Annotated in this window: 20 protein-coding genes; 7 read left to right on the top strand and 13 right to left on the bottom strand. The window is 43.6% G+C overall.

All coding sequences use genetic code 11. The features are described from left to right. Nucleotides 1–58: 58 nt before the first annotated feature. Nucleotides 59–460, top strand: a complete 402-nt coding sequence (gene rsfS, locus FTT63_RS08785) for a ribosome silencing factor (protein ID WP_005180097.1) — start codon at nucleotides 59–61, stop codon at nucleotides 458–460. Nucleotides 461–706: 246 nt separating this feature from the next. Here the strand turns inward: rsfS and FTT63_RS08780 are convergent, their stop codons facing one another. The 3 genes from FTT63_RS08780 to FTT63_RS08770 are packed head-to-tail and all read right to left on the bottom strand — an operon-like array spanning nucleotide 707 to nucleotide 3,618. Further along, nucleotides 707–2,152: an NAD(P)(+) transhydrogenase (Re/Si-specific) subunit beta gene (locus FTT63_RS08780; protein WP_005180098.1), complete on the bottom strand. Its 1,446-nt coding sequence runs from the start codon at nucleotides 2,150–2,152 to the stop codon at nucleotides 707–709. Between the two features lie 3 nt (nucleotides 2,153–2,155). After that, a complete protein-coding gene (locus FTT63_RS08775; RefSeq protein ID WP_005180100.1) occupies nucleotides 2,156–2,479 on the bottom strand; it encodes a proton-translocating transhydrogenase family protein in 324 nt (107 codons plus the stop codon). Between the two features lie 11 nt (nucleotides 2,480–2,490). Further along, a complete protein-coding gene (locus FTT63_RS08770) occupies nucleotides 2,491–3,618 on the bottom strand; it encodes a Re/Si-specific NAD(P)(+) transhydrogenase subunit alpha (RefSeq protein ID WP_005180102.1) in 1,128 nt (375 codons plus the stop codon). A gap of 845 nt (nucleotides 3,619–4,463) precedes the next feature. Here FTT63_RS08770 and FTT63_RS08765 point away from each other — a divergent pair. Beyond that, nucleotides 4,464–5,390, top strand: a complete 927-nt coding sequence (locus FTT63_RS08765; protein WP_180192180.1) for a DMT family transporter — start codon at nucleotides 4,464–4,466, stop codon at nucleotides 5,388–5,390. Between the two features lie 148 nt (nucleotides 5,391–5,538). Continuing rightward, the gene (locus tag FTT63_RS08760) at nucleotides 5,539–6,726 is read left to right on the top strand and encodes an MFS transporter (protein ID WP_180192179.1); all 1,188 of its coding nucleotides are present in this window, start codon (nucleotides 5,539–5,541) and stop codon (nucleotides 6,724–6,726) included. Between the two features lie 25 nt (nucleotides 6,727–6,751). Here the strand turns inward: FTT63_RS08760 and FTT63_RS08755 are convergent, their stop codons facing one another. Then, complete coding sequence (locus FTT63_RS08755) at nucleotides 6,752–7,393, bottom strand: hypothetical protein (protein WP_177156037.1); 642 nt, start codon at nucleotides 7,391–7,393, stop codon at nucleotides 6,752–6,754. A gap of 455 nt (nucleotides 7,394–7,848) precedes the next feature. On the opposite strand from FTT63_RS08755, the gene FTT63_RS08750 reads away from it, so the two are divergent. Both FTT63_RS08750 and FTT63_RS08745 read left to right on the top strand, forming a co-directional pair. Further along, entirely contained in the window at nucleotides 7,849–8,232 is a 384-nt protein-coding gene (locus tag FTT63_RS08750) for a hypothetical protein (RefSeq protein ID WP_177156038.1), read from the top strand. A 54-nt stretch (nucleotides 8,233–8,286) separates the two neighbouring features. Beyond that, on the top strand, nucleotides 8,287–8,571 hold the full coding sequence (locus FTT63_RS08745; protein ID WP_016658607.1) for a hypothetical protein: 285 nt from the start codon (nucleotides 8,287–8,289) through the stop codon (nucleotides 8,569–8,571). A gap of 130 nt (nucleotides 8,572–8,701) precedes the next feature. Here FTT63_RS08745 and FTT63_RS08740 read toward each other — a convergent pair whose 3' ends face one another. After that, nucleotides 8,702–9,169 carry a CinA family protein gene (locus tag FTT63_RS08740; RefSeq protein ID WP_160242814.1) on the bottom strand — a complete coding sequence of 156 codons (468 nt, stop codon included), beginning with the start codon at nucleotides 9,167–9,169 and terminating at the stop codon, nucleotides 8,702–8,704. Between the two features lie 237 nt (nucleotides 9,170–9,406). Here FTT63_RS08740 and FTT63_RS08735 point away from each other — a divergent pair, with 237 nt between their 5' ends. Both FTT63_RS08735 and katE read left to right on the top strand, forming a co-directional pair. Beyond that, nucleotides 9,407–10,822 carry a hypothetical protein gene (locus tag FTT63_RS08735; RefSeq protein WP_180192178.1) on the top strand — a complete coding sequence of 472 codons (1,416 nt, stop codon included), beginning with the start codon at nucleotides 9,407–9,409 and terminating at the stop codon, nucleotides 10,820–10,822. A gap of 18 nt (nucleotides 10,823–10,840) precedes the next feature. Beyond that, the gene (katE, locus tag FTT63_RS08730; RefSeq protein ID WP_168369996.1) at nucleotides 10,841–12,967 is read left to right on the top strand and encodes a catalase HPII; all 2,127 of its coding nucleotides are present in this window, start codon (nucleotides 10,841–10,843) and stop codon (nucleotides 12,965–12,967) included. Between the two features lie 118 nt (nucleotides 12,968–13,085). Here the strand turns inward: katE and FTT63_RS08725 are convergent, their stop codons facing one another. From FTT63_RS08725 to FTT63_RS08690, 8 genes are all read right to left on the bottom strand, one after another. After that, nucleotides 13,086–13,517 (bottom strand): hypothetical protein, encoded by a 432-nt coding sequence (locus FTT63_RS08725; protein WP_168417105.1) that lies wholly within the window; start codon nucleotides 13,515–13,517, stop codon nucleotides 13,086–13,088. 743 nt (nucleotides 13,518–14,260) lie between these two features. Then, complete coding sequence (locus FTT63_RS08720) at nucleotides 14,261–17,365, bottom strand: type I restriction endonuclease subunit R (protein WP_180192177.1); 3,105 nt, start codon at nucleotides 17,363–17,365, stop codon at nucleotides 14,261–14,263. Nucleotides 17,366–17,367: 2 nt separating this feature from the next. Continuing rightward, entirely contained in the window at nucleotides 17,368–18,630 is a 1,263-nt protein-coding gene (locus tag FTT63_RS08715; RefSeq protein ID WP_180192176.1) for an FRG domain-containing protein, read from the bottom strand. 3 nt (nucleotides 18,631–18,633) lie between these two features. After that, a complete protein-coding gene (locus tag FTT63_RS08710; RefSeq protein WP_180192175.1) occupies nucleotides 18,634–19,968 on the bottom strand; it encodes a restriction endonuclease subunit S in 1,335 nt (444 codons plus the stop codon). After that, nucleotides 19,968–21,371 (bottom strand): helix-turn-helix domain-containing protein, encoded by a 1,404-nt coding sequence (locus FTT63_RS08705; RefSeq protein ID WP_180192174.1) that lies wholly within the window; start codon nucleotides 21,369–21,371, stop codon nucleotides 19,968–19,970. The genes FTT63_RS08710 and FTT63_RS08705 overlap by 1 nt, the downstream gene beginning before the upstream one ends. Further along, a complete protein-coding gene (locus FTT63_RS08700; protein ID WP_180192173.1) occupies nucleotides 21,361–23,091 on the bottom strand; it encodes a class I SAM-dependent DNA methyltransferase in 1,731 nt (576 codons plus the stop codon). The genes FTT63_RS08705 and FTT63_RS08700 overlap by 11 nt, the downstream gene beginning before the upstream one ends. Nucleotides 23,092–23,332: 241 nt before the next feature. After that, nucleotides 23,333–24,232, bottom strand: a complete 900-nt coding sequence (locus FTT63_RS08695; protein WP_127801482.1) for a hydrolase or metal-binding protein — start codon at nucleotides 24,230–24,232, stop codon at nucleotides 23,333–23,335. Nucleotides 24,233–24,427: 195 nt separating this feature from the next. Then, on the bottom strand, nucleotides 24,428–25,486 hold the full coding sequence (locus FTT63_RS08690) for a YqaJ viral recombinase family protein (protein WP_180192172.1): 1,059 nt from the start codon (nucleotides 25,484–25,486) through the stop codon (nucleotides 24,428–24,430). Nucleotides 25,487–25,806 lie beyond the last annotated feature (320 nt).

Genomic DNA, 25,806 nt, shown 5'->3' with positions numbered 1-25,806 from the left:
TTTAGGCTCAAAGCCGCTATATTAGACAATGAATAATTGTCAGGAAATTATACCCTTTATGAATTTGGAACCATCGCCCGGCGCTTCTAATTCTCACGATCTCGCAATGACTTCCCCAAACAATGACGTACACGCTTGCCTGCAAGTTGTGCGCGATGCCCTTGAAGATGTAAAAGCCAAAGAAATTGTTGAGCTTGATGTTAGCAGCATCAGCAATGTTGCAGATGCTATTGTGATTGCTAGCGGCACCTCAACCCGTCATGTTAAATCTCTTGCTGATAACGTTGCTGAAGAAGCACGTAAAGCAGGCTTCCGCCCGATTGGTATGGAAGGTGAACGCGATGCTGAATGGATCTTGATTGATCTGGGTATCGTGGTGGTACATGTCATGCTTCCAACTGCCCGTAAGTTCTACGACCTAGAAAGCTTATGGCGTACAGCACCTGAATCTGTAAACTAAGATTTCCCAAAAAGCGACCTGAAGGTCGCTTTTTTATTGGGTCAAAATAAGAGCTGGTCACAGCTGAATCCAGACACCGACTGATTTTTCCACTTCCCAATAGCTGAACTTAAACCTCTCGGCAGTGCTTCTCGATCTCCCCCCAACCCAAAGATTGAATCGTATGTAATAAAAGATTCTATTTAGTCACAGATATAAAAAATCCCCCTCAATCGAGGGGGATTTTGAACGCGGGTATCGGACGTCTTAGTGACCCGTACCGTTAATCGCTTTGGTCATGTCTTCAACCACTTTCTTGGCATCACCGAAGACCATCATAGTCTTGTCGTTATAGAACAGGTCATTGTCCAGACCTGCATAACCAGTCGCCATTGAGCGCTTGATCACCATAATGGTACGTGCTTTATGTGCTTCCAGAATTGGCATACCGTAAATTGGCGAGTTTGGATCGTCTTTGGCTGCCGGGTTGACTACGTCGTTGGCACCTATCACCAATACCACATCCGTTGCCGGGAAGTCCGAGTTAATCTCGTCCATTTCCAGAATGTCTTCATACGGCACGTCGGCTTCAGCAAGCAAGACGTTCATGTGACCTGGCATACGACCCGCCACCGGGTGAATCGCAAAACGCACCGTTACACCCTGCTCTTTCAGCAAGTTGGCCAGTTCTTTCACCGCATTTTGCGCACGGCCTTGTGCCATACCATAACCCGGCACAATCACCACGCTGTCCGCATTGGACATTAAGAAGCCAGCATCATCTGCAGAACCTGAACGGTAGTTACGCTGTACCTGCTCACCCGCACCTGCGGTAGGCGCTGCCGCCCCACCCATCGCACCACCAAACAAAACGTTGATGATTGAACGGTTCATGGCTTTACACATGATGTACGACAGAATTGCACCTGATGAACCAACCAGTGAACCCGCCACAATCAGCATGTTGTTTTCCAAGGTAAAACCAATCCCTGCTGCCGCCCAGCCCGAGAAGGAGTTGAGCAGTGATACCACCACCGGCATGTCGCCACCACCGACTGGGGCAATCCAGACCCAGCCAAAGGCTAAAGCCAGTGCGGTCATGGCCCAGAACGAGGTCATGCTACCGCTTAAGAAGAAGTGAATCCCAAAGCCCAGCATGGCAATGAAAATCAGTGCCTGAACCGGTTTAACCCAGCCACCCGAAATGGTCTTGGCCCATTTTTTCGCTGCCAGTTTACCGTAAGCAAATACCGATGCAGTAAAGGTAATCGCACCAACAAAACAGCCCACGAACAATTCAAACAAATGCACTTTGCTCATTTCATGGAAGCTGACGCCATTGGCTGCCAACAGCTCTGGACCCAGTTCAACCAGCTTGTTGTTATGAATAATCGCTGCAATTGCAATTAACACCGCTGCCAGACCGACCAGTGAGTGCATCAGTGCTACGGTTTCTGGCATTTGCGTCATCGGTACGGTACGCGCACGGGCAATCCCGACAATGGCACCCAGAATCATCGCCCCCACAATCATCCAGATAACCGGATGATCCGCCACAAAGAAGGTAGTCAATACGGCAATCGCCATGGCGATCATGCCGTAACGGTTACCAGCAATCGCCGTTTTTGGCCCAGACAGGCCTCGTAAAGTTAAAATAAAGAGGACAGCCCCAATCAGGTAGAACCAATCCGCATAGTCTCGAATAAATTCCATCAATTAGCCCTCTTTTTTCTTTTGTTTTGGTTTAAACATTTCCAGCATACGCGCAGTCACTGCGAAGCCACCGAAAATATTAATACTGGCCAGGAATACTGCAATCGCACCAAGTACGCTCACCACGTTAATGCTCTGGAACTGCACATTGGCATCCACACCTAACACAGGCAAGCCGACCGTTTGAATCATCGCCCCCACGATAATGATCGAAGACAGCGCATTGGTTACCGCCATCAGTGGCGTATGCAATGCAGGTGTAACCCCCCAAACCACGTAGTAACCTACGAAAATGGCCAGGACAAAAATTGTAATTGTTTCAACCATGACTGTTCTCCTTAACCTCGTTTCAACAGCACTTGGCCGCCGTGCGTAACCAGTAGGGCTTTTTGAATTTCATCGTCCTGACTGATGGCAAAATTCTTTTCACTATCAAAAAGGGTTTCCACAAAATTCAGCACATTACGTGCATACAGCGCCGATGCTTCAGTAGAGACCGTTGATGGAATATTCGGAATACCGAGAATTTTCACGCCGTTGTCAGTCACCACGGTTTCACCGCATTGAGAGCCTTCAACGTTACCGCCCGTTTCTACCGCCATATCCAGAATGACTGAACCCGGTTTCATCTTGGCCACAGTTTCTGCCTTGATTAAACGTGGTGCATCACGACCTGGTAACAGCGCTGTGGTAATCACGATGTCAGCATTGGAAACAGCTTTATCGACAATGATGGCCTGATCTTTGATGTACTGTTCGCCCGGCATCCAGCCATAGCCGTTTTTAGCAGCATCAGCAGCTTTTTGCTGTTCTTCTTCAGACATCGGCACGTCTAGCCATTTCCCGCCCAGAGATTCAACCTGATCTTTGGCAGTTGGACGCAGGTCAGTGGCTTCTACCACCGCACCCAGACGTTTTGCGGTCGCAATCGCTTGCAAACCGGCAACCCCCACCCCCATGATCACGACACGGGCAGGTTTGACTGTCCCTGCTGCGGTCATCAGCATCGGGAACATACGCTGGTATTCAGCTGCAGCCAGCAATACCGATTTATAACCGGCCAGGTTGGCTTGTGAGGACAGCACATCCATGTTTTGCGCACGGGACAGGGTCCGTGGCAATAATTCCAGAGCAAATGCAGACACCTGCTGTGCAGCAAATTGGTCAAGTTCAGTATTGCGGTATGGGTCAAACATTGCCACTACGGTAGAGTTAGGAGCAAGTTTTTGAATTTCTTCACCTTTCGGCGCGCGAACTTTCAAAATCATTTGACTGCCGGTATAGGCATCATCTGTAATTTTGGCACCCACGTGCTCATAGGCGCTATCGATATAGGCAGCTTTTAAGCCTGCACCACGTTCAATAACCACGCTATGACCCGCGTTGATCAACTTCTTTACTGTCTCTGGCGTTGCAGCGACACGATTTTCACCGACGACAGTTTCGGTTGGGATTCCGATCTGCATGAGCGTTCCTCAAGCTAATTTTTCTTAAGTAAACATCGCCAAAACGATGCTTCCCCTCAGGTTATGTCCTTGTTGAATTTTTGGATTCTAATTGAACTTTTTTAAATTACCACCCAATATTTATTTAATAAATACCCATATTTTGAACTGATGATTCATAAAAAGAAGGGTGGCAGATATAATTGATCAGTTTAGCTTTCTATTCTTCATGGCGCCGCTCTGGAAATAAGGTGTATAAATTATCAGCACAGCTCCTGACTTTTTACAGCGAATTGCGTCCTGTTTTGTTTTTTCTTTCCTTAAAATTGATTGTTTTGACAAATCTTATCGTGTAGTGCCGGCTTACAACAGGCTGATAAATACCAATAATGAACGGCTTTTTCGCAGCAAAAAATGAACATCCAGTTCATGATTGACTGAAATGACATCTTAATCACAGAAGAATCCGGGAGAAATTGGTCAAAACTGCCCAATGTTCGGGCAGAAAAGTAAATCCTGCGGCAAATGCACCGATTGGCTAAATGATTTCCTGCCCGCTGATCTGGCCTCAACCGATACATCTGACGGTGAAAGCGCGATAAAAAATTAAAAGTTTTTTTATTGATCATTTTGCCTGATGATGAATAAAGCAGCACAACTGCTTAAATTTGCGTATTTTGCACTATTTTTGTGCAATAACTGCCCGCAAGGCTTCAATAGAGCTTTGCCTGAAATAAACCATCTTAAAATTTTCATAAAATGAGAATAAAGCCTATCTTTACACATTCATTTCTTCGAGCAGACAGCTTATACTCAACGCATGAAAATCTGGTGACACCTGCCCTCTTGATTAAATTGCTCTGAATATGTCCATTTCCTTGACCAGAACGCAGTTAGGTTCACTGTTTGCACTATGCGCGGCCTTTTTATTTAGCACCAAAGCTATTTTTATCAAGCAAGCCTACGCACTTTCACCTCTGGTGGATGCCACCACCTTAATGACCCTACGGATGGCCAGCGCACTGCCGTTTTTCCTGCTGATCTGCTGGTTTAACCGGCATCGCAATACCCAGATTCAGCTGCGCGAATGGATACTGCTCGTGGCTGCCGGGCTGCTCGGCTATTATTTTGCCAGCTGGCTCGACTTTCTGGGGCTCATGTTTATTAGCGCCTCACTGGAACGGATTATCCTGTTTCTGTATCCCACCTTAACCGTTCTAGCCAGCAGCCTAATTTACAAGCAGCGCTTAAGCCTGAAAACGATACTGGCCTTGCTGCTCAGTTATGGCGGAACGGTGCTGGTGATGCTACAGGAACAGCAAAACATGCCAGATGGCCATTCCTTCTGGCTTGGTACCAGTCTGGTATTTGCCAGTGCAGTGGCTTTTGCTGCCTATTTGCTGGTGACGCCGCGGCTGATCCAGAAATTTGGCGGCTGGAATTTTACTGGCCTGGCGCTGAGTGTGGCCTGTTTCGGCACCTTGCTGCATTATCTGCTGGCCGTACCAGAGCCGCTGCAACGGCTGAGTCAATTGCCGGGCAGCGTCTATGCCTATGGCATTGGGCTGGGCATTCTGGTCACGGTGTTACCAACCATTTTATTAATGCAAAGTATCGAACGCCTGGGAGCCGCTCATTCGGCCATGATCGCTTCTATCGGCCCGATTCTGACCATTGTGCTGGCCACTCTGTTTTTAGATGAATATTTAAATGCCTGGCAATGGCTGGGTTGTGCCCTCAATATCATTGGGGTAATGATGATTAGCTTGTCCAAGAAAAAGCTGATGACCTGATCCCATGATCAGTCAGCTCAGCCTGTTCCGGACTGCTGTGCATGTGTCTTGCACATGCAAAAAGGATGTTGCAAATGGTGGTCTTTGGCCGTCATGCTCAGTATTGCCGAAGATGCGATTGAATGAATTAACCTGAACTGGACCTTGTATGAATACCTCTCCCGATATTAGTCAGGATAAAACCCTGCTCTGGCTTATGGCGCTGGCTTGTGGTCTATGTGCAGGGGCCAACTATTATTGCCAGCCGCTGATTAACTCGATTCATACTTATTTTCAGGTGCCGGAATCCCAAGTCGCGCTCACGGTGACGTTTGCCCAGGTGTCCTATGCGCTGGGGCTGTTATTTATTGTGCCGGTTGGCGATACCGTCAATAAAACCAAATTCATTCCACTGCTGATGTTTCTGGCCGCGTTTGGCCTGTTTCTATGTGCTTTTTCAGTGAATCTGCCAATGCTCTGGATTGGCACCATCATGACCGGACTATTTTCCGTGGCCGCGCAGATTCTGATTCCGTTTGCCACCATGTCGGTCAAGCCGGATAAAATGGGCGAAGTGGTCGGACTACTGATGAGTGGTTTACTGGTCGGGATTTTACTGTCGACCAGTCTGGCCGGACTGTTGTCCAATTTATATGGCTGGCAGCTGATTTATATCATCAGTGGCGTGTTGATGATGGGACTGGCGATTATTCTGAAAAAACGCTTGCCACATATTCCGACGGTGCGTATGGCCTATGGCAAAATCCTGCATTCGATGCTGCAACTGATCCGCCAGGAAAAACGGCTGGTCTATCGCGCCCTGATTGGTGCCAGTGCCTTTGCCGCCATGAGCGTGCTGTTTTCCACCATTGCGGTGTTACTTGGCTCCTCTTTTGGCCTGCCAGATGTCGCAGTCGGTTTAGTCACCTTAATTGGGGTATTTGGCGCACTCTCTACCAAAAAAATTGGCAAAATTGCCGACCGGGGTCATGGCAAACTGATCACCTGGGCCGGACTCTCTTTATTGGCGGTCAGCTGGAGTTTCCTGTATTTCGGCGCGCAGTATTTATGGAGCTATATTATTGGTTTTGGCCTAATTAACCTGGGACTGGCCAGTGTGCATACCAGTAACCAGAACGTGATTTTCCATTTACGCCCCGATGCCAAATCACGCCTGAATGCAGTCTATATGACCAGCTATTTTATTGGCGGCGCCTGCGGTTCTGCACTGGGCATTTACGCCTGGCATCATGGCGGCTGGAACATGAGCTGTCTGGTTGGTTTAACCCTGGTGCTCTGCTCGGCCTGTTTTGCCTGGTTAGATCAGCAACATCTGCGCCGCCAGCAACTGGCTTAAAACTGTATAAATCGTGCAGGCAGGTTTAAGACACCTGCACCATCGGATAATGCGGCTGGGCCGAATCAATACTGGCCGGATATTCCAGCAGAATCTGAATAAAGGATGGAATTAAGGCAGCAAATATACTGGTTGCCCCAGCCAGAATGTCACGGTTTAACAGGCTGTTATAGTTGGCACCGCCGCTGGCAAACTGGTGACGCAGACTGTCAAAGCGTTTAAATACCGCCATCAGCAAAGCCACCGACTGTTTATTTTGCAAGGTCTGTTGCAGATCAAGCTGCTCTTGTGCAGCGCGCTGCTGCCATTCATCGCGTGTGAGCTGTAAATGCTGATAGGCCCAAAATTCCGGATGGGTATACGGGTGTGCCAACAGAGCCTGAATCTGCTGCTGGTATTTTTCCCATAACACATAATCAATTTTTCGGGTTTCATCCTGCTGGTGCAGAAGCTGAAAAAACTGCTGTAACTGCGCAGCGGGTGGACTGGCCGCATCTTCACGGTAAATGGCCTGAAAGGCAATCCATAAACTCATAAATTTAAAATCCAGCTCCTGATCCAGACTCAGGGCTTTTTTAAACCAGCTCAGGCTGCGCTGTATTTTCAGATTAAAATGCACCGAATTTTCATTCTTTTTACTGCGGTAAATTTCCTCAACCACCAGCATCTTTGTTATCCTTTTTCTTGTCTTACTGCATCAATGTAATAGTTTTTCTATTTTCTCTCAACCTTTTGATCTTTCAATTTATTTATTACCCATCTATTTTCCAGCAAAAATAAATCTGAGTATTTTCCTTTTATTTAAATAAAATAAATAAAAATCTGAAAGCTTAAAATATATTTAAAACACATTTTATCAAACTATCTATGAGAATAAAGAAATGTAAAGTTATATATAAAATCACGAAAAATGTAATTACACAAAAGATTACATTCTTAAAAATCCTATGTAGGACAGCCAATTAAAAATTCCGGCTTAAAATCACCGCTTACAACTAAATAAGATGTAACAGAGCCAGGGTTTTTCATGAGATGTTTCATGTTAAAAAGAAGCTATCTGTTTTTCTCAGATGATTTCAGCGCGCTAGCGATAGCGTCGATATCTATAAAAGAGGTGTTCAAATGCAAAATCAAAACAATGGTTCAAACCAACAGCAACAGCAGCCTCAACAGCAAGGCAATCAGCAGCAGCAACAAGACCGTCTGCAGCAACAGCAACCTCAACAACAGCAAAATAACCAGCAACAAGGCAATCAGCAACGCCAGCAAGATCAACAGCAGCAACAGCCTCAACATCAGGGCAACCAGCAGCAACAACAAAACCAGCAACAGCGCCAGCAAAATGATCAGCAACAGGATCAGCTGCGCCAACAACAGCAACAGGATCAGCCTGGCCAGCAACAAAACCGCCAGCAGCAACAGCAACAACCGCAGCAATATGGTCAACAACGCCATAACCAGAATGCGCAGCAGCAAAACAATCTCTTAGATGATGAAGATATGTAAAACCATTTTTTGTTTTTCACTTATTTTTATTATAAATAATCGAAGGAGATGATCATGGTCAACAATGCAAATGATCCACATGGGTACTGGCGTGACAACTATGCAGACCGCCCTTACTACAATGATTTTAAAAGAGATATTCCAGATATCGATTATGATCGGGACTTATCTTCTGCTTATGATCTCGGTACGCGCGCCCGTAGTGAATATGGCACAGATCGCGACTTTGAAAGTTCTGAAGGCGACCTGAAACAGCGCTGGGAAGAGTTTAAAGCAGATTCTCGCTTAAAATGGGAACAGGCCAAGCATGCGATTAAAGATGCTTGGGATAGAAACTAGATTACCCTCAGTCTGGTTCTAATACGGTTCAGAGTTATAGGTCATTATGACCTATAACTTTTTTATATCTAAGGGTTTTATCTCTGCAGATTTTCTATTTTGGGTTGTCTATTTGATTTATATATTCCTATTATTTTTGCTTGACTACTTCAATAATACTCTGACTAATTGCCCGCGACAGCTGTTCCAGTTTTTTCTTTTTGGTGCCATTAAATACACAGCGATAATGATGCAGTTTATTCTGATACGAAATACAGTAAAAAAATGTTCCGACCGGTTTTTCCTTAGTTTCAGAGCCACCACGTTTTAATAAACCGGTACAACCAACAAAAATATCAGAATCAATGATCTGTTTGGCTTTTAAAACCAGCTGTTCTGTCACTTCGGCAGATTCAGGAGAGTATTTCTCCAGGAATTTCTTTGAAATTTTTAAAATACTGACTTTTAAATTGGCGTCATAACAGACCAGGCTGCCATTTAAAATATCGCCTGAATTTTTATTTAATGAAAAACGATAGGCCAGATACCCTGCCGAAGCACTTTCAATAAAGGTGACTTTTAATTTCTTTTTGGCAAGTAACTGGCAGCATTTATTCATTTATACCCATCCTGAATATAATTATTCCTTCCGATTTAAACATAGCTCTTTTTCAGTGCTTTTTTCTGAAAAGTAACATTTCATTTATTTTTTTAAAACTAAAAATATAACCCTCTGATTTTTATACCTATAGGTTAATTGCCCATATACATACTTTACATGAAGCCACACAACTCAGGCTTAAGTTTACAGCCAACTAGATTACTGTTTTCTAGGGTTAAATCATGGAGCAGAATAATGCCAACGGTCGTCAAACAAAGATTATTAGACATACTCAATGATGTGCCTGAAACCTATTTTGATCTGGTGTCCTTTTATTTAGATGCCGATATTGCTCCCACCGCCAAACAACAAAAAGCCCTGTTCAGTTTAAAACATGAAATTGAAACCCTGCCGTTGGCCCTACCCGATTTCCCTCGCCAGCTGGATCAGCTGGAGCACTGGATGATCCAACATGAACAGCAAGCCCAGCTCGAATTTGAATATTATTTAAAGCGCCGTGCCTGGGGACAGCCACGCGAATATTTTCACTGCCTGTCCGATGCTTATGAGTTTCTGATCAAGATTGCCCCGACCCAGCGTGCGCAGGCAGCCTGGCTCTACAGTTTTAGCCAGCACTGGGATGACCGGCGCTATACCGAGCTGATTCAGCTGTATCTGCAAGCTCTGGCCTATGGTCACACGCAGCAGCATCTGCTGTATCAGTTCAATGCACTGCTTGAAACCCTGCAGCTAGATAACTTTATACTCGGTCTGGAAGATGGCTATTTTCATCAGGCTGCAATTCAGCTGGCACTGGCGTACTGCCCTACCGATTTCATGCCTTTGACCTTAGGGTTTCATATTGGCAAACACCTGTGCTCGCTGCATCAGCTGATCATTGCGCATGAACTAAAAGAACTCGGTATTCACACCCGCTGTTTTCAGCCACAGCAGCGTTCAACATCACGGCATACGCCTGTGCTACATGCCATTGCCAGTCTGGCCCCGGACGAAAAACAGCAGGCTCAATATCTGCGCCTGATTCAGCTGGGCTATGCCTTAAGCCAGCAAGGCATGAACGAAGAAAAAATCCTGCAGCGGCTGCATCTGCACGACATTATCCAGAAAATTTTCCAGCATAAAGCCCTGATGGGCAAATTCATTCATGACAATAAATGTATTTTTACCAACCGCAGCATCAACCAATGGCTGGAAACCGTCGAAGGCGTGGATGGTTTTATCCAGCAGCTGCTGGAAACCGACTGGATCCGTTTAGGTCAGGACCCGGAGCAGAGTAAATTCTGGCGTCTGATTCATCAGCAGGAAAGCCAGATGTTCGGGCTGTTTAACCGTACCGAACAGCAGTTTATTTATGACTGGATTCTGGGAGATGCCGCAGTACAGCATCCTGCCCCATCTGCGCTGCAAAGCACGTCGGACCATTTTAAAACCAGCGACCACTTTAATTATATGGCCGAGCTGGAGCTGGAAGAAATTCAGCTCAAATACGCCCAGGCCTCATCTTTTGACGACAAAATCCGGCAGCTATTGCCTTATTTGGCCCCGCATAAATCTGCCAGCGATGCCGGACGCTGGTGTACCCAGCAATACAGCCAGGCCCTTTTCCCGGCGCTGTCGCAGGCGCTCGACCCAATGCATCATAAAAGTTAATTACGGAGAACAGCAACAATGAAAAAAGATCAACAACCGAGTGAAATGGCCGGCGCAGATGCGGCAAACCGACAGAACAGTAATGATAAATCCGTTCAATTAGACCCGTATCGCAGTGATGCGACACAACAGGCGCTCACCACCAATCAGGGCGTTAAAATTGCCGATAACCAGAACAGCCTCAGAGCTGGCATTCGCGGGGCCACCCTGCTCGAAGATTTTATTTTTCATGAAAAAATGACCCACTTTGACCATGAACGGATTCCGGAGCGTATTGTGCATGCGCGTGGCACCGGTGCGCATGGTTATTTTGAAGCCTATCCAGGCAATGAAAAATATACCAAAGCCCATTTTCTAACTACCCCAGAACATAAAACGCCAGTCTTTGTACGCTTCTCGACCGTACAAGGGCCGCGCGGCTCGGCAGATACGGTACGCGATATTCGCGGCTTTGCCATCAAGTTCTATACCCAGGAAGGCATTTATGACATGGTCTGCAACAATGCCCCGGTGTTCTTTATTCAGGATGGCATGAAATTCCCGGATTTTGTGCATGCCTTAAAACCGGAACCGGATACCGAAATTCCAACCGGTGCCAGTGCACATGACACCTTCTGGGACTTTGTTTCGCTGGTGCCAGAAAGCTCACATGCGGTGATCTGGGCCATTTCCGACCGTGGTATTCCAAAAAACTTCCGTAGTATGCAGGGCTTTGGCGTACATACCTACCGCTTTATTAATGCCGAAAACAAATCGGTGTTTGTGAAATTCCACTGGACCCCGAAACAGGGTATGGCCGCCTTGGTCTGGGATGAAGCACAGAAAATTGCCGGGAAAGACCCGGATTATCATCGCCGCGATTTGTATCAGGCCATCGAGAACGGTTTCTATCCGGAATGGGAACTGGGTGTGCAGATTGTGGAGCAGGAAGATGAAATGAGCTTTGACTTCGACCTGCTTGATCCGACCAAGCTGATTCCGGAAGAACTGGTGCCGGTCATTCCGATTGGCCGGATGGTGCTCAACCGCAATATTGACAATTTCTTTGATGAAACCGAACAGGTCGCCTTCTGTCCGGCGCATATTGTGCCGGGAATCGACTTCACCAATGATCCACTGCTGCAGGCGCGGATTTTCTCCTATACCGATACCCAGCTCAGCCGTTTAGGGGGTCCGAACTTCCATCAGCTGCCGATTAACCAGGCGGTGTGTCCGTTTCACAATAACCAGCGCGATGGCATCCATCAGAGCCGGGTTCATCGCGGTCAGGCGGCGTATCAGCCCAACTCGATTGACAATGACTGGCCACGAGAAACCCCACCCGCAGCCAAAGGTGGCGGTTTTGAAAGCTATCAGGAACGCATTGACGGGCATAAAATCCGTCAGCGCAGTCCATCCTTTAGCGATCACTTTTCGCAGGTGCGTCTGTATTTCAAAAGCCTGAGCCTGCCTGAACAGAAACACGTGGTCGATGCCTATGTCTTTGAGCTGAGTAAAGTGCAGCGCAAACCTATCCGTGAGCGTGTGGTGCACAATATGCTGGCCAATATTGATGCCAATCTGGCCAAAATGGTCGCCGATAAACTCGGCATTGCACTAGATGAAAGCCAGCTGCCGCCTGATCTACCCGAGGAAAAAACCTCAGCCAAGTTATCCATGACGGCATTTTTACCGCCGAATATTGAAGGCCGTAAAATCGCGGTACTGGTGCATCCTCATGCCGCCACCGACAATATTGAGCCGATTCATCAATGGGCCTTAAAAGAAAATGTGATGCTGGATTTTCTGACGCCCACCCCTGCCCCAACCACCACCATTGAAGATGACATGATTCCATCTGATGGGATGCAGCAGGCCGAACCTTCAGTGCTGTATGATGCAGTGATTGTGCTGGATGGCAACAATCTGGATGCCTTTAAGCGCGATGGGGTGGCCTGCCATTATGTGATTGAAGCCTATAAGCATTTAAAACCGGTGGTACTGTTAGGCGATAAAGCCGAGCTGCTGGAGCATCTGCGATTGCCGGCAGATGAAGGCGTATTTAGCGATGCCAGTTTCCAGAATGTGGCGGAAGGCTTTAAAGAAGCGATTCGTCACAACCGGGTCTGGGCACGTGAAGCCATTGCAGAATCTATTCCGGCTTAATTGTTCTGAACTCATACAAGCTGAATCAACAAAAGGGAAGCCAATGGCTCCCCTTTTGTTTGAATAGATGGATGAGATTCAGATTAAAACTTGATGTACATAGTGCTTTCCTCTCACCTTAATCTGCAATCTGCGCCGTTTGATACCGCTCCAGCTCCTTGTCACTCGAGATCTGTGGAGGGGCTGCAATATCCAGCGGTTCTAAGCTCATTAAGGGCACTTTGATCTTCTTTCCCTTTGGGGTCTTCGGCTGATCTTCATCAACGGTAATTTTCTGAATAAATGTCGCCAACCAGAGTATAAACTCTTCTTTATTGCTGCTTTTCGGCACAATGCTCAAGTCCAGTTTCAGCTCGTTGGCATATAAAGGGTTGACCATCAGCTCATTAAAGTCGATGCAATTGACCAATAATTTAAGACGTGTTTTTTTGATTTCAGCACGCAGCTCAATCATTAACATATTTAAATCATTGATAATATCTCCTCTAAAGTCCTTATTTTGCTCGACATTTCTATATATTATTTCAGCAAGTTTAATATACTGAGGCATACGATCATCCATTTATTATTCTGAATATAGTAATATTGAAGGATTTTGCGTAATTTTATGTAGTATTTAATAGGTATTTTGCAAGAAAAATGCTTCTTGTTACATTGGAATTACATATTTTTTTAAACAAATCAAAGAATAACTATAATTTGTGAATTGATTGTCAATTTTTCCAGTGAATTAATTTTATTATTTTTATTCTAGCTGGGAAGATTATATATGTATTTTGATTATATATTCTAATTGAATTTAAAGATCATTTTCGGGAGTATTCATTTAATTTATAAAATAACTTAAACTTAATATCAATAATTATAATTTATATTTTAACAATATAACAGTTAAAATAACAGCAGGCTAAAATATGGATATTCACCCGCACGCCTGCGGACAGCCAACAACAATCTTTTTTCGTCAGCCGGATTTTGTGCTACTATCTCGCCCCTGCACGCCCAGTGGATGTGAGTAAAACCCTCTGCCTTGTGCTGCCCGATTTGTGCGAATAGCGCCTCAGTTTTGTTTCCCGTCGTTGCAAGGTTTGCTGTTGAATGTCAAATGTAAATACGCTTGAAAATATCCAACTGCCAAGAATTTCCGTGGCCCCGATGATGGATTGGACAAACAAATAAATATTATTTTTTAAAAACAATGATTTACTATTATTATAAATTTTAATGGCGTAAATTTGGTGTAAAAACAATTGGTAAGTCAAATGCTTACCAATTGTTCAATCGAATTATTAGTTAAGCACACGTCCAAGCATTCGACAAAGTCTCCGCCTGCTTCATCACCAACTCAATCGCCTCAGCTGCCTTGTCAGGTGGATACTTCCAACGCTGCAAAGTACGACGTACTAATATTTTCAGCTGAGCACGCACACTATCCCGAACCTGCCAATCAACTGTCGTTGATTTCCGCAACTTCTCGGTAATTTCGCGGGCGATCTGCTTCAGCGTATCGTCTCCAAGCTCTCTGACCGCACTTTCATTATTGGCTAAGGCATCGTAGAAGGCGATTTCATCTGGATTCAAGCCAAGTGAAGCTTCACGCTGCATTTCTGCCTGAAACTCTTTTGCCATTTGAATGAGTTCTTCAATGACCTGAGACGTTTCAATCGCTCGGTTATTGTATTTCCTCAAGGTTTCCTGCAAACGGTCAGAGAAGCGTTTTTCCTGTACTACATTGTTTCTAGTCTTTGCCTTAATGCCATCATTGAGTAACTTTTCCAACAGTTCAACTGCCAAGTTACGGTATGGCATCTGCCGTACATCTTCTAAGAACTCATCTGAAAGCAAGCCAATATTAGGTTTATCTAAACCACACATTGCAAAGACATCTGTTACACCATCAGCAATGACAGCATTATCCAGAATCTGTTTTAGCGTACTGTCCTTTTCCGCTTGCGACAGTTTACGATCTACAGAGGTATGCTTGCTAATAACCGCTTTAATGGCTGAGTAAAAGGCAATTTCTTTGTGCAGGTTCTTCGCTTCATCCAAGGTGCTGCATAAAGAGAAGGCTTTATTGATTGCCAAGACTAAATCAAGAAAACGCTTTTTACCATCCTTCAAGCTCAGCACATAGTTGGCTGCGGGGATAATCAGTCGGTGTGCCTGAGTTTCATAAGCACTTAAATCAATGCCTACCTGTTCATTGGTTTTGGCAAACATTCCTCGTATTGCATCCATCTTTTCAGCGAGAACTGCATAGGCTTCTTCTGCACGTAAAGTCGGCTCACCTTTCCCTTTGGCATCAGTATAGGTTTTTAAGGCTTGCTTCAATTCATTAGCAATGCCGATATAGTCGACAACTAGTCCACCCTGCTTATCTTTAAAGACACGGTTCACACGTGCAATGGCCTGCATGAGGTTGTGCCCCTTCATCGGTTTGTCGATATACATGGTATGCGTGCATGGTGCATCAAAACCTGTAAGCCACATATCTCTGACAATCACTAATTGCAAAGGATCGTTTACGTCCTTAAAGCGTTTCTCAAGGCGTTTTTTAGTTTGCTTATTGTAGATATGCGGCTGTAATAATGGTTTATCTGAAGCTGAACCCGTCATCACAATTTTGATTTTGCCTTTTTCAGGATCAGGGTCATGCCAATCTGGACGTAAGGCAATAATCTCATTGTAAAGGTGGACACAGATCTCTCGGCTCATGGTCACAATCATACCTTTACCCGCCGTCGCTTCAGTACGAGCTTCAAAGTGTGCGACTAAATCCGCAGCAATCTGTTTCAGCCGTGGTGTGGCACCCAGCAGCTTTTCTAGTCGGCTCCACTCACTTTTAGTCTTTTCTCGGTTACCAACATCTTCTTCATCTTCTACAACCTCATCGACTTGATCAGATAGCTCTTCGATTTCAGCCTGATTAATATCTAGCTTTGCCAAGCGTGACTCGTAGTAGATTGGGACGGTTGCACCATCATCGACGGCATCCTGAATATCATAGATGGAAACATAATCACCAAAGACAGCTCGGGTGTCTTTATCTTCACTCGAAATCGGGGTTCCAGTAAAGCCAATAAAAGCAGCATTCTTTAAAGCATCTCGCATGTGCTTGGCATAGCCAAACTTGTACGTGCCATCATTACCTAGTTTTGCTTTCAAACCATATTGGCTACGATGTGCTTCATCTGACATCACCACAATATTGTGGCGTCCATTCAATAATGGATGCTCACTCTCACCTTCCAGTAATGCAAACTTTTGCACTGTGGTAAAGATGATGCCACCTGACTCACGTTCAGCTAAAAACTTTCTCAGCTCATCACGGTTATTGGCTTGAACTGGCGTTTGTTTTAATAAATCTTGAGCATTGCTAAAGGTTTCAAACAACTGTCCATCTAAGTCATTACGGTCAGTGACGATTAACAAGGTTGGGTTGTGCATGGCAGGCTGCTGTAATAGCTTGCCTGCATAGCAGCACATGGAGATACTTTTACCCGAGCCTTGGGTATGCCAAACAACGCCTGCTTTCTTATCCCCATTCGGATTGGCTGCTGCAATGGTCGCTTGTACGGCTTCCCTAACCGCATGGAACTGATGATAGCCTGCAATTTTCTTAATGGTCTTTTCGCCATCTGTTTCAAACAACACAAAGAATCGAATGTAATCTAGGAACAATTCTCGATCAAAGAAGCCTCGAATAACTGTCTCTAACTCCCATTCTAAAGCAGGTTTATCATCTTCATTCTTGATGGTACGCCACGGTAAAAAGCGTTCCTGATTCGCCGTCAGTGAACCGACACGTGCTGTTACGCCATCACTCACTACCAAGGCTTCATTAAAAACAAACAGATCCGAGATTTCTTCTTTGTAAGTTTGTAGCTGGTTAAAGGCATCCCAGATATCTGCATTTTCATCGGTTGGGCTTTTTAGCTCTAACACGGCAAACGGAATACCATTGATAAAACAGATGATGTCTGGGCGTCGAGGTTGTTTAGTGCCTAGAATCGTAAATTGATTGACCGCAACAAAACGGTTTTGATGCACATGATTAAAGTCCACCAAGAAGGCATGATCATGTAACCAATCGTCCTGTTTCTTATAGGTGACAGGCACACCTTCCAACAACATACGGTGGAAGGCACGGTTATTGGTGACGAGATCCAAACTTTCAGGCTTGCTCAGTTTTTGCCAAACCTGCTCAAAACAGCTCGTAGGCAAGTGTGGATTTAATCGTTCAAATGCAGCATGTAAGTCTGATTCAATTAAGACTTGTTTATAGTCTTTGCGTAGGGGATTACTGCTGTCGGGCGCAATATCAATACCATGAACGACTTCCCAACCATTTTCAGAAAACCAATCTAAACATAAATTTTCTAGTTGTGTTTCATTCATGGTTAAGATTCCCCCTGTATCACAAAATCAAAAATATTATCAATAACTACTTCCCTATGAGTTTCAGGATAGTTCAACCTCCTCAAAACTAAACGGAGCTTTGCTTGCAACTCTAAGGCAAGATCATCTCTTTCTTCAAAATCAACTTCTTTATACTCTGTAATGATTTTTGCTATCTCGGAAGCAATCCTATTTATTAAATCCTTTTCTAAAGTTTCTTCTTGCTGTAAAGAATTAATCAATAATTCAAGGATCGGTGCCACATCCTGTGACTCAAGACTTGGCTTAGGTACAACAATCTCAGTATCGATACTTGGTGGGGCAATAATTATTGGTTCAGGTTGTAAGATAATAGCTTGTTTATCCTTTCTATTTTGCTCCCACTCTTCAATTAGAATATTTGAATAATCTGCAGCACCAATAAGATCAGGAAACAAACTTGCATGATGAACATTCATACGTCTCAAAAACTTTAAGCATTCTTTTTGCTGAACATTCTTGATAAAGACTTTACAAATATACTTAGCTAAAATAGCAGACTCTTCTCCCTCATCTTGTGAAGCATTCCTTAGTTCTGCATCTGGATACTCTTCGCTTCCAAGAACTTCGATCAACTTATTTTCTATTGTTGCTCCATAAGGCGAAAATGTAAAAAGCCCTGCTTGATTGACTAAACGTCCATGATCATCTTTTCGAGGTTCTAGTACTCGAATATCGCTAAAGTAATCATCATCTGAGATAGCCGTTTTATTTAGAATATAAATAGCTCTATAAGGATTATCTGTTTCCTCAGCTTCATCTGCCTTAGCGAAGGCAAAAAATAAGGCGACGTAAGGTGAATAAGTCCAATCCAACAATGGAGTTTTTAATCCATAATGCTGTCCAATTGCCCACAACTCATCATCCTCTCGCTTATCATCACTGTTAAACAAAGAGTGATCGGAAATTCTGCCTCGTATAGCTTTACGAAAAAGTCTCAACTGCTCCTCAGCCAACCCCTCATCGATGATATTTTGCTCATTAAACCTAGCTAAAGTTGGTGTTAGCCCCCAGTCATAACGTCTATGCCCACGAAAAACTAGCTCAACTCTTTTACGATTACAAAATTCTGATTCCAAAAATGAAGTGAAGTCGCTCCAATGCTCTAACTTTGTTACAGGAATACGACCATTAATCTGATCGTTCATTAAAATAAAACTATCTTTGATACTATTTTCATTCCATTCAGGAATTCTACCCCACTCATATTCCCTATATTGCTTCATAACTTATTCCAATTCCGCTCTCTTATGGATAACTACTTCACCAGAAAAAAACTTAGGTAAAATAATTTCCTTAATTGAATTTAAAGCATTATTCTCTAGATCATTAACATGAATTTTACTGAAAATTTTTTGAGAAAATTCTTCAAACTTCAAGATTAAACAACCAGGGATTTTAGGGAAGATAAGCCTTTTCAAATCTTTAGGGTAAACATGTGGTTGGGCTGCTCCTTGCTGCATCTTAGTTATTTCATTTTGCTTAATTTTTAAAAATGTATATATAGTATAGATAGATGTAGTTTCGTCCTTACTAATAAACGAACAATCAGATGCCCATATATTTTGTTGATACAAATTAACATATCCAGCATTCGCTCCAGAAGCACTAATGGTAACCACTGGGCCTTCGACATTATATTCATTATGAAAATATGCAGGTTTTAAACCACCAGCAACCACTGGGATATTCCCTGAAGATGTATTTTTTTTTGTAATATTTTTACCTTTTTTCGCTTTGGCAATTTGATCGAAAGGAATTTTCTCCCACCCCGCTGGCACTTCCCCTAACTCACTCTCAACCAACTCATCAGGAAACAGTGCTGCAGTTGCTTGTAACTCAGCAAAATCTTCTTCAGGCATTTGCTGAAGCTCTTCTTCGCTTTTGCCGCTAATAACACACATAGCAGCAAGTTCAGAATCTTTGCCTTCTTGCTTTGCCTGAATTTTGGCACGAACAACATCAAAATCAATAAACCAACTTTTAAAAATTGCTTGAGTAATAGATTCTAGTTTTTGATTTATTTTTAAGTTTAAGTTAATTTTATTGTCTAATGAGAGATATTGTTCAACAACAATATCTTGCTCTTCACGAGAAGGAAGAAATATTTCTAGATTTCTAACTGCTTCTTTAGTAATGGTCTTTGTGACAGATCCATTAGCAAACTGCTTTACATACTGCTCATTAATTTTTAAATATAAATATACATAGATGGGATTAGCTAACTTTTCATTAACCCTGATTAAAAATAAATTCATAGCCAATGATACAGGTCGTTGCAAATCAGGCATTAAGTATATTGAGCCAGCATTTGCAATTTTATTCATAATTAAGTCATTTGGATAAACCTTGGATTTTTCAAGAAAGTTATATGCATGTTCACTAATATATTTTACAGAATCATGAAAATCATTATTTTCAAAATTAGTTGTCCTTACCATTAGGGCATAATCTTCATCATCTAATAGTTCTACATTTTCCTTAAGCTTTTTATAAGCACCATTAGCATGATAATCGGTAAGTACCTCTATTAGGTCTCCCAAACGAACTTTATTATTTAACATCACATTCCTACCCAAAATTCTTGCTTAATCGCCCAATAGCCCCTTGTTCCACCAATACGCTCAAGCCAACCTGCATCTTTTAAATGATTCAAATGCTTTTTCACTGCTGACTCATTAATACTGAGCTGCTCCGCCATAGCACGATAGGAAATTTTCGGGTTCTGTTGAATTAAAATTAAAATCTCTTTTTGACGATCTGTCAGCATAGTTTCTTTGATTGAGCCACCTATTGAGCCACCTATTGAGCCACCTAATTGCTCAATCGAAGGACGGTAAAATTCCCAATCGACAAAATCACCTTGTGCTTTCAATTGAGGTTCGGCATTACCTGCCTCCAAACATAGATCTTTAATACGGGCAATACCACTGCCCCACTGCTCGATATAACCCAATTCTTTAAACACACGAGCCAAGACACGGTTACGAATCTCAGAACGACCTTGTGCCAAATCTTCTTCAGTCAGTCCATTTGGCAAACCACCCGGCGATACAATATTCAGGATGTCATCATAAATGCCAACCTTTATATCACGCCCTGCATTGCTATAGTCACGATGTAACACTGCATTCACCAAGGCTTCACGAATAGCAGGGATTGGAATTTCATAACTTTCTGTACGTTGTAACCCTAAAATTTCAGCACGTAGATGCAGATGGTTTTTGATGAATTGCTCTGTTTGCTTCAACTGACTAAATAAGTCTCCACGGTATTCTTTTTTATCCAAAAACACAGTCATGGTGGTGCCTTTAAAGCGGCTGCATTTAATCTCAACCTGCTCATAAAGCCCCAACAAAATGAGTAACCCATGACTTGGGTAATCCTGTCCATTTTGCTGAATGATCAATTTAAGATTACGCATTTTCTGCAAAGACAGTTCTTTGCCCAGCTCCGCAAAGGCTTGCTTTAAAGGCTGTAAATCGATGTCATCTAAACTGTATTGCGGATTCGGCTGCTCATCAAAAGTCTGGTTCAGACGTTGCAATTCAAGTTGCTGGATATACTCAGACGATGCTACACGATTACTTGCACCTAGACGGATATAGGTCCCCTGTGCCTTGCCTTGCGGCTTGAGATAATAAGGCAATAATGAACCACGGCTGACTTCAATCACCAGCAACTCTATGCCTTGGATATTCTCGATATAGATATACGGCAGAATGTTCGGCATACACAGTTCATTGATCATCGAAGTGATCTGATCTTGCAACTCAAAAATATCATCTTGAATACCTACGAGTTGGCGATCATCACTTACACCCACTACCAATTTACCACCACTGGTATTGGCAAAAGCAATCAGGGTCTTTGCGACCTGTTGCCCTTTCGGTAACTGCTCTTTAAATTCAAGGGTTTGACTTTCACCCTTCTGAATTTCTTGCAATAAAGGATGATCAGAACTCATAACCCAAGCCCTTTAGATTCTTTTTAATCTCACTTTCCAAGACTGCACTTTCAGCAAATTGTTCTTTGAGCTGAGCAGTCAAACGCAGCATTTTCTCAGCGAATGGCTCGCCATCATCCTCCTGCTCGACTGCACCGACATAACGTCCCGGAGTCAGTACGTAGTCGTGCTTCTGAATATCCTTTAACTCAGCAGAGAAACAGAAACCTTTCTCATCTTGATACGCTTCGCCTTCAAAATTTTCGCCTTGTTGCCAAGCATGTAAAGCATTGGTGATTTTAGCAATATCTGCATCGGTAAAGTCACGCAGTACGCGATCTCTCATATAGCCCAAATTACGGGCATCGATGAACAGAGTCTTGCCTTCACGGTTAGCTTTCTTTTTATCTAAAGACAATCCGTTCTTTTTGTCCTTGGTTAAAAACCAGATACAGGCCGGAATTTGCGTGTTGGTAAACAGTTGTCCCGGTAATGCAACAATGCATTCCACCAGATCGGCTTCGATCAGGTTCTTACGGATTTCACCTTCATTGTTGGTATTGGAACTCATCGAACCATTGGCAAGTAAAAGTGCCATGCTGCCTGTTGGTGACAGATGATGTAGCATGTGCTGCATCCAAGCAAAGTTGGCATTACCTTGTGGCGGTGTACCGTATTTCCAGCGTACATCACTTTCTAGCGAAGCATGCCACCAATCTTTGATATTAAAAGGTGGGTTAGCCATGACAAAATCAGCACGTAAGTCTGGATGCTGATCCTCTAAAAAGCTGTCTGCATTCTTTTTACCGAAATTAAAATCAATCCCGCGAATCGCCATGTTCATGGCGGCCAGTTTCCATGTGGTCGGGTTACTCTCCTGACCATAAATAGAAATATGCTTTTTCTGTTCGGAGGCTTTGTAATGCTTTTCCTGAGCATGTTGTTCAATAAACTTTTCACTGGATACAAAGAATCCGCCTGAACCCATCGCTGGGTCATACACCCGCCCTTTATAAGGCTGCAACATTTCAACAATTAAGGTGACGATACTTTTAGGCGTGTAGTACTGCCCACCTTGCTTGCCTTCAGCCAAAGCAAACTGTCCTAAAAAGTATTCGTAGACATGCCCGAGAATATCTTTACTGTGTAGACTGAGTTTTTCGCCATTATATTCAGGCTTGGTAAAACTGGTGTCAGAGAAGGTGTTGATCAGATCAAGCAGCTTGTCATTGTCCAGCTGGTACTGACCAATGCGATTCAGGATACCTTTAAGCTTTGGATTGGCTTTTTCAATTTCATCAAAGGCATTGTCAATCAGCCATGATACCGAACGCAGTTTGACATCTTGCCCTTGTTCATCCTGCCAGATGGTAGAGCCAATCGCTTGTGCTGCTGCATTGCGGATACTTAACCAACGTGCTGCTTTTGGCACCCAAAACACGTTTTTTTCTTGGTAGTAATCCAGTATTTCTAGTTCATCAGCAATAGCCTGTTGGTATTCTTCTTCACTGTCGTACTGATCGCGCGGCATGTAATAGATATTGTGATCGTCTTTTTGTGCAAACAATTCTTTGAGTTCAGATTGCCGTTCATCAAAAGCATCTGATACGTACTTTAAGAAAATCAGTCCTAAAACAATATGCTTATAGTTGGCTGCATCTAGACTGCTGCGTAATTTGTCGGCGGCTTTCCAAAGCTTGTCATCTAAGTCATTTAGAAATTTTTGTTCCAATAAATTCATTTCCATTTCCTCAATCAATGATAACCGCTTTGGTTTTATACTTAATGTTAAACAATGTTGCTAAGTTAGCATATCTGCGACCTATTAAAAGTCATGCACTTAACAAAAAAATAGAGATTAATTAAATCTTGTCATTTTAACGGGATAACTATAGCTAAAGTAGTACTTTGACAACTCCCACGACTAATACTGTCGTAAAAAAAAGAGCAACCTAGAAAGCTGCTCTTTTCCAACGAATCGACTAGTTGACGGGTCTGACTGATTGCTGCAACCCCTGCTGAATATCCTGCACAAACCCTTCATGCGAAGCTTGTTGTTCCACCGCCCGGTTCTGTTCTTGTTCAGGATAGTACTCCTCCAGTACATCTAACCCTTCCTCTATATCCGTTTCAAACCGTGCATTGGCAAAACCCTTCCTTGCCGTAAAGTCCAAAGCTTCCTGATAAAACCCAGCTTGTTTACTCTGTTCATCGATTTGCCTGGCTTGAGCAATCGCATCATTCAGACTAATGCCCTCACGTAAAGTCAGATCCACGTAGTACACCGGTTGCCGATAGCTTTGTGTGGTGCTTTTTCCTCTTAAAGTCAGTTGCAAAGGCAGGCAAGACAGTAAGCCTCCTGAAGCTGCGTGGTAATAACTCAGCCGTGCAGCCAAAGTCCGAATACTGTTAAAGCCCGTGGTTCTAAAGATGAAGGTGCCAAACTCATCCGATTCATCTAAGTTCACATGCAAACGCCCGTAGGGCTTGCAGTTCCCTCCTTGAGCCAATGGACATAAATCAGGGGATGGACAGGGAAGTTGCTCCACGCCTTGATTGGTTAAACGCTGGCAGGTTTCTCCATTACCGACACAGATAGGTCTTCCAGTCTGTCGGTCAAACAGGCTGTATTCTGCACGCAGGTTTAAATCAGGATCATTAAAGATCATTCTGACAGGGATTGAACGTAGCTTTTGATTAGGCGTATTGGCTCGAAGCTGATCATCCAGTGGATGTTTAACCCAGCCTTCTTTGCTTTGAATCTGGGAAGTAATGGTGAACTGGTCATCCTTTTCCGGTAGGCGTTTGCCATTCTTCTCGATCATACGACCGATACTGATCCGTCCGAGTATTGGAGGAGTAATTGCTAAACCTTTAATCATGTTGATATTCCTTAATGTATTACCTTACAAATTTGGGTCTATGTATGTAGGTCGGAACAAGGACCAAATAAGTTACCCAAAGAATGTAGAGCCAGATAAAGTGCTACAGAGATCGCGACCGATTTGCTCTCTACCGAAGGGTAGAGAGCGGGGAGCGATTTTTGTGAATTTTTGATTTGGTGCTGTAGATAGGACTTAGTCGGTATAGATGTTAAATCGACGACTGCCTTGCTTTTGAAGTGGATAAAGCTCAATGAGTTCAGGTTGGTGCTGAAGCAATGCTTTGGTATTGAGGCTGATAGAATCCTTGGCTTTCTTCCAAACTACCGAGCCATTTGCAAAGACCGCCCTTTCCTTGTCTTGCATCATCATCTGGATTTCATGTTTAAGCTGGTCAAAGCGTTCCTGCTTATGCTGAATCTCTTCTTTCATTTTGATGAGCTGGTCGAACATCAAATTGGCATTTTCATTTTGCGAGAGATCCTCTACGGTTAAAGGCACATGCGCTGGATAGAGTTGTTGAATCGCTTTAGCTGCGGATTCACTGGCATCCACGGATGGCGGCATATCCTTTTCTACACACTCCCAGAAATATCGTTCTGCTTTGACAATATGGTCAATCACTGATTCAGACCGTGTCACTTTGAAGATCTTGGTTTCATGCCCACAGATCAAGACACAAACATGTGCTGCCTGCTTTCCTGTCACCGCCAGTTGATGTTGTACCTGACAAAGCACATATAAAGGCACACCATTACGCCACAATTTTGCTCCATGCTCACCTGCTGTTTTGCATTCCAAAATTTGGACTTCATCACTGCCGACCACGCTGTAATCCAGATTGGCTAACATAAAGTGTTTATCGGGATCAGGATGCTGAAGTACCGCATTGACTCGACGAACTTTATTATTGGTGTGCATGCTGTAATACTCAGCCACTAAAGGTTCGAGCTGTTTGCCCCAGTACAGTGGTGCTACACCTGAGCTTTCATCTTCTATGGATTGAGCCTGTCGTCCGGTTTTGATCAGCCAGAGTTCCAGCATCGACATATATGGATTAAGACCACAGGCAGTCGCGGCATCACTGCTACCGATACCTTGTTTACGAACTTCAAGCCAGTCCTGATATTCCATTCCTTTGGTATTGACTAGTCGCTTGGCTGCTGTTGAGCGTTTGATGGTGACGGTTGGATTGACAACGATCTTTGATCCTACCGTCGTAGGCTGATGGGAAATAGGTACAATTTGATTCATGGAATTATCCTTATTAATTCTGATCTCTGTAAAAGAAATGCATAAAAAGCCATACCCGACACGAGGTCGGGTATGGCGATATGCATGCTGATTCAGATTGTTGATTGTGAGTAGTAAGTAGAGAGTGAACCGTACCGGGTTTGTCGGAGACTTTTTTATTTAAGTTAGGCCACCTGACCTAACGGGTTAATCTAGAGATGGATCCGTAAATTTGAACAACTCCTATAAGTGATATTCTGCTCCTCAAATGATGTTATAAACATCAATATATGGAGTATTTTATGGCACGTAGACCAAGAAGAAATCATTCAAATGATTTT

It is taken from the genome of Acinetobacter sp. C15, assembly GCF_013420645.1.
Lineage (GTDB): Bacteria > Pseudomonadota > Gammaproteobacteria > Pseudomonadales > Moraxellaceae > Acinetobacter > Acinetobacter indicus.
Note: the sequence above shows the minus strand (reverse complement) of the source record. Positions and strands in the feature narration are given on the sequence as shown.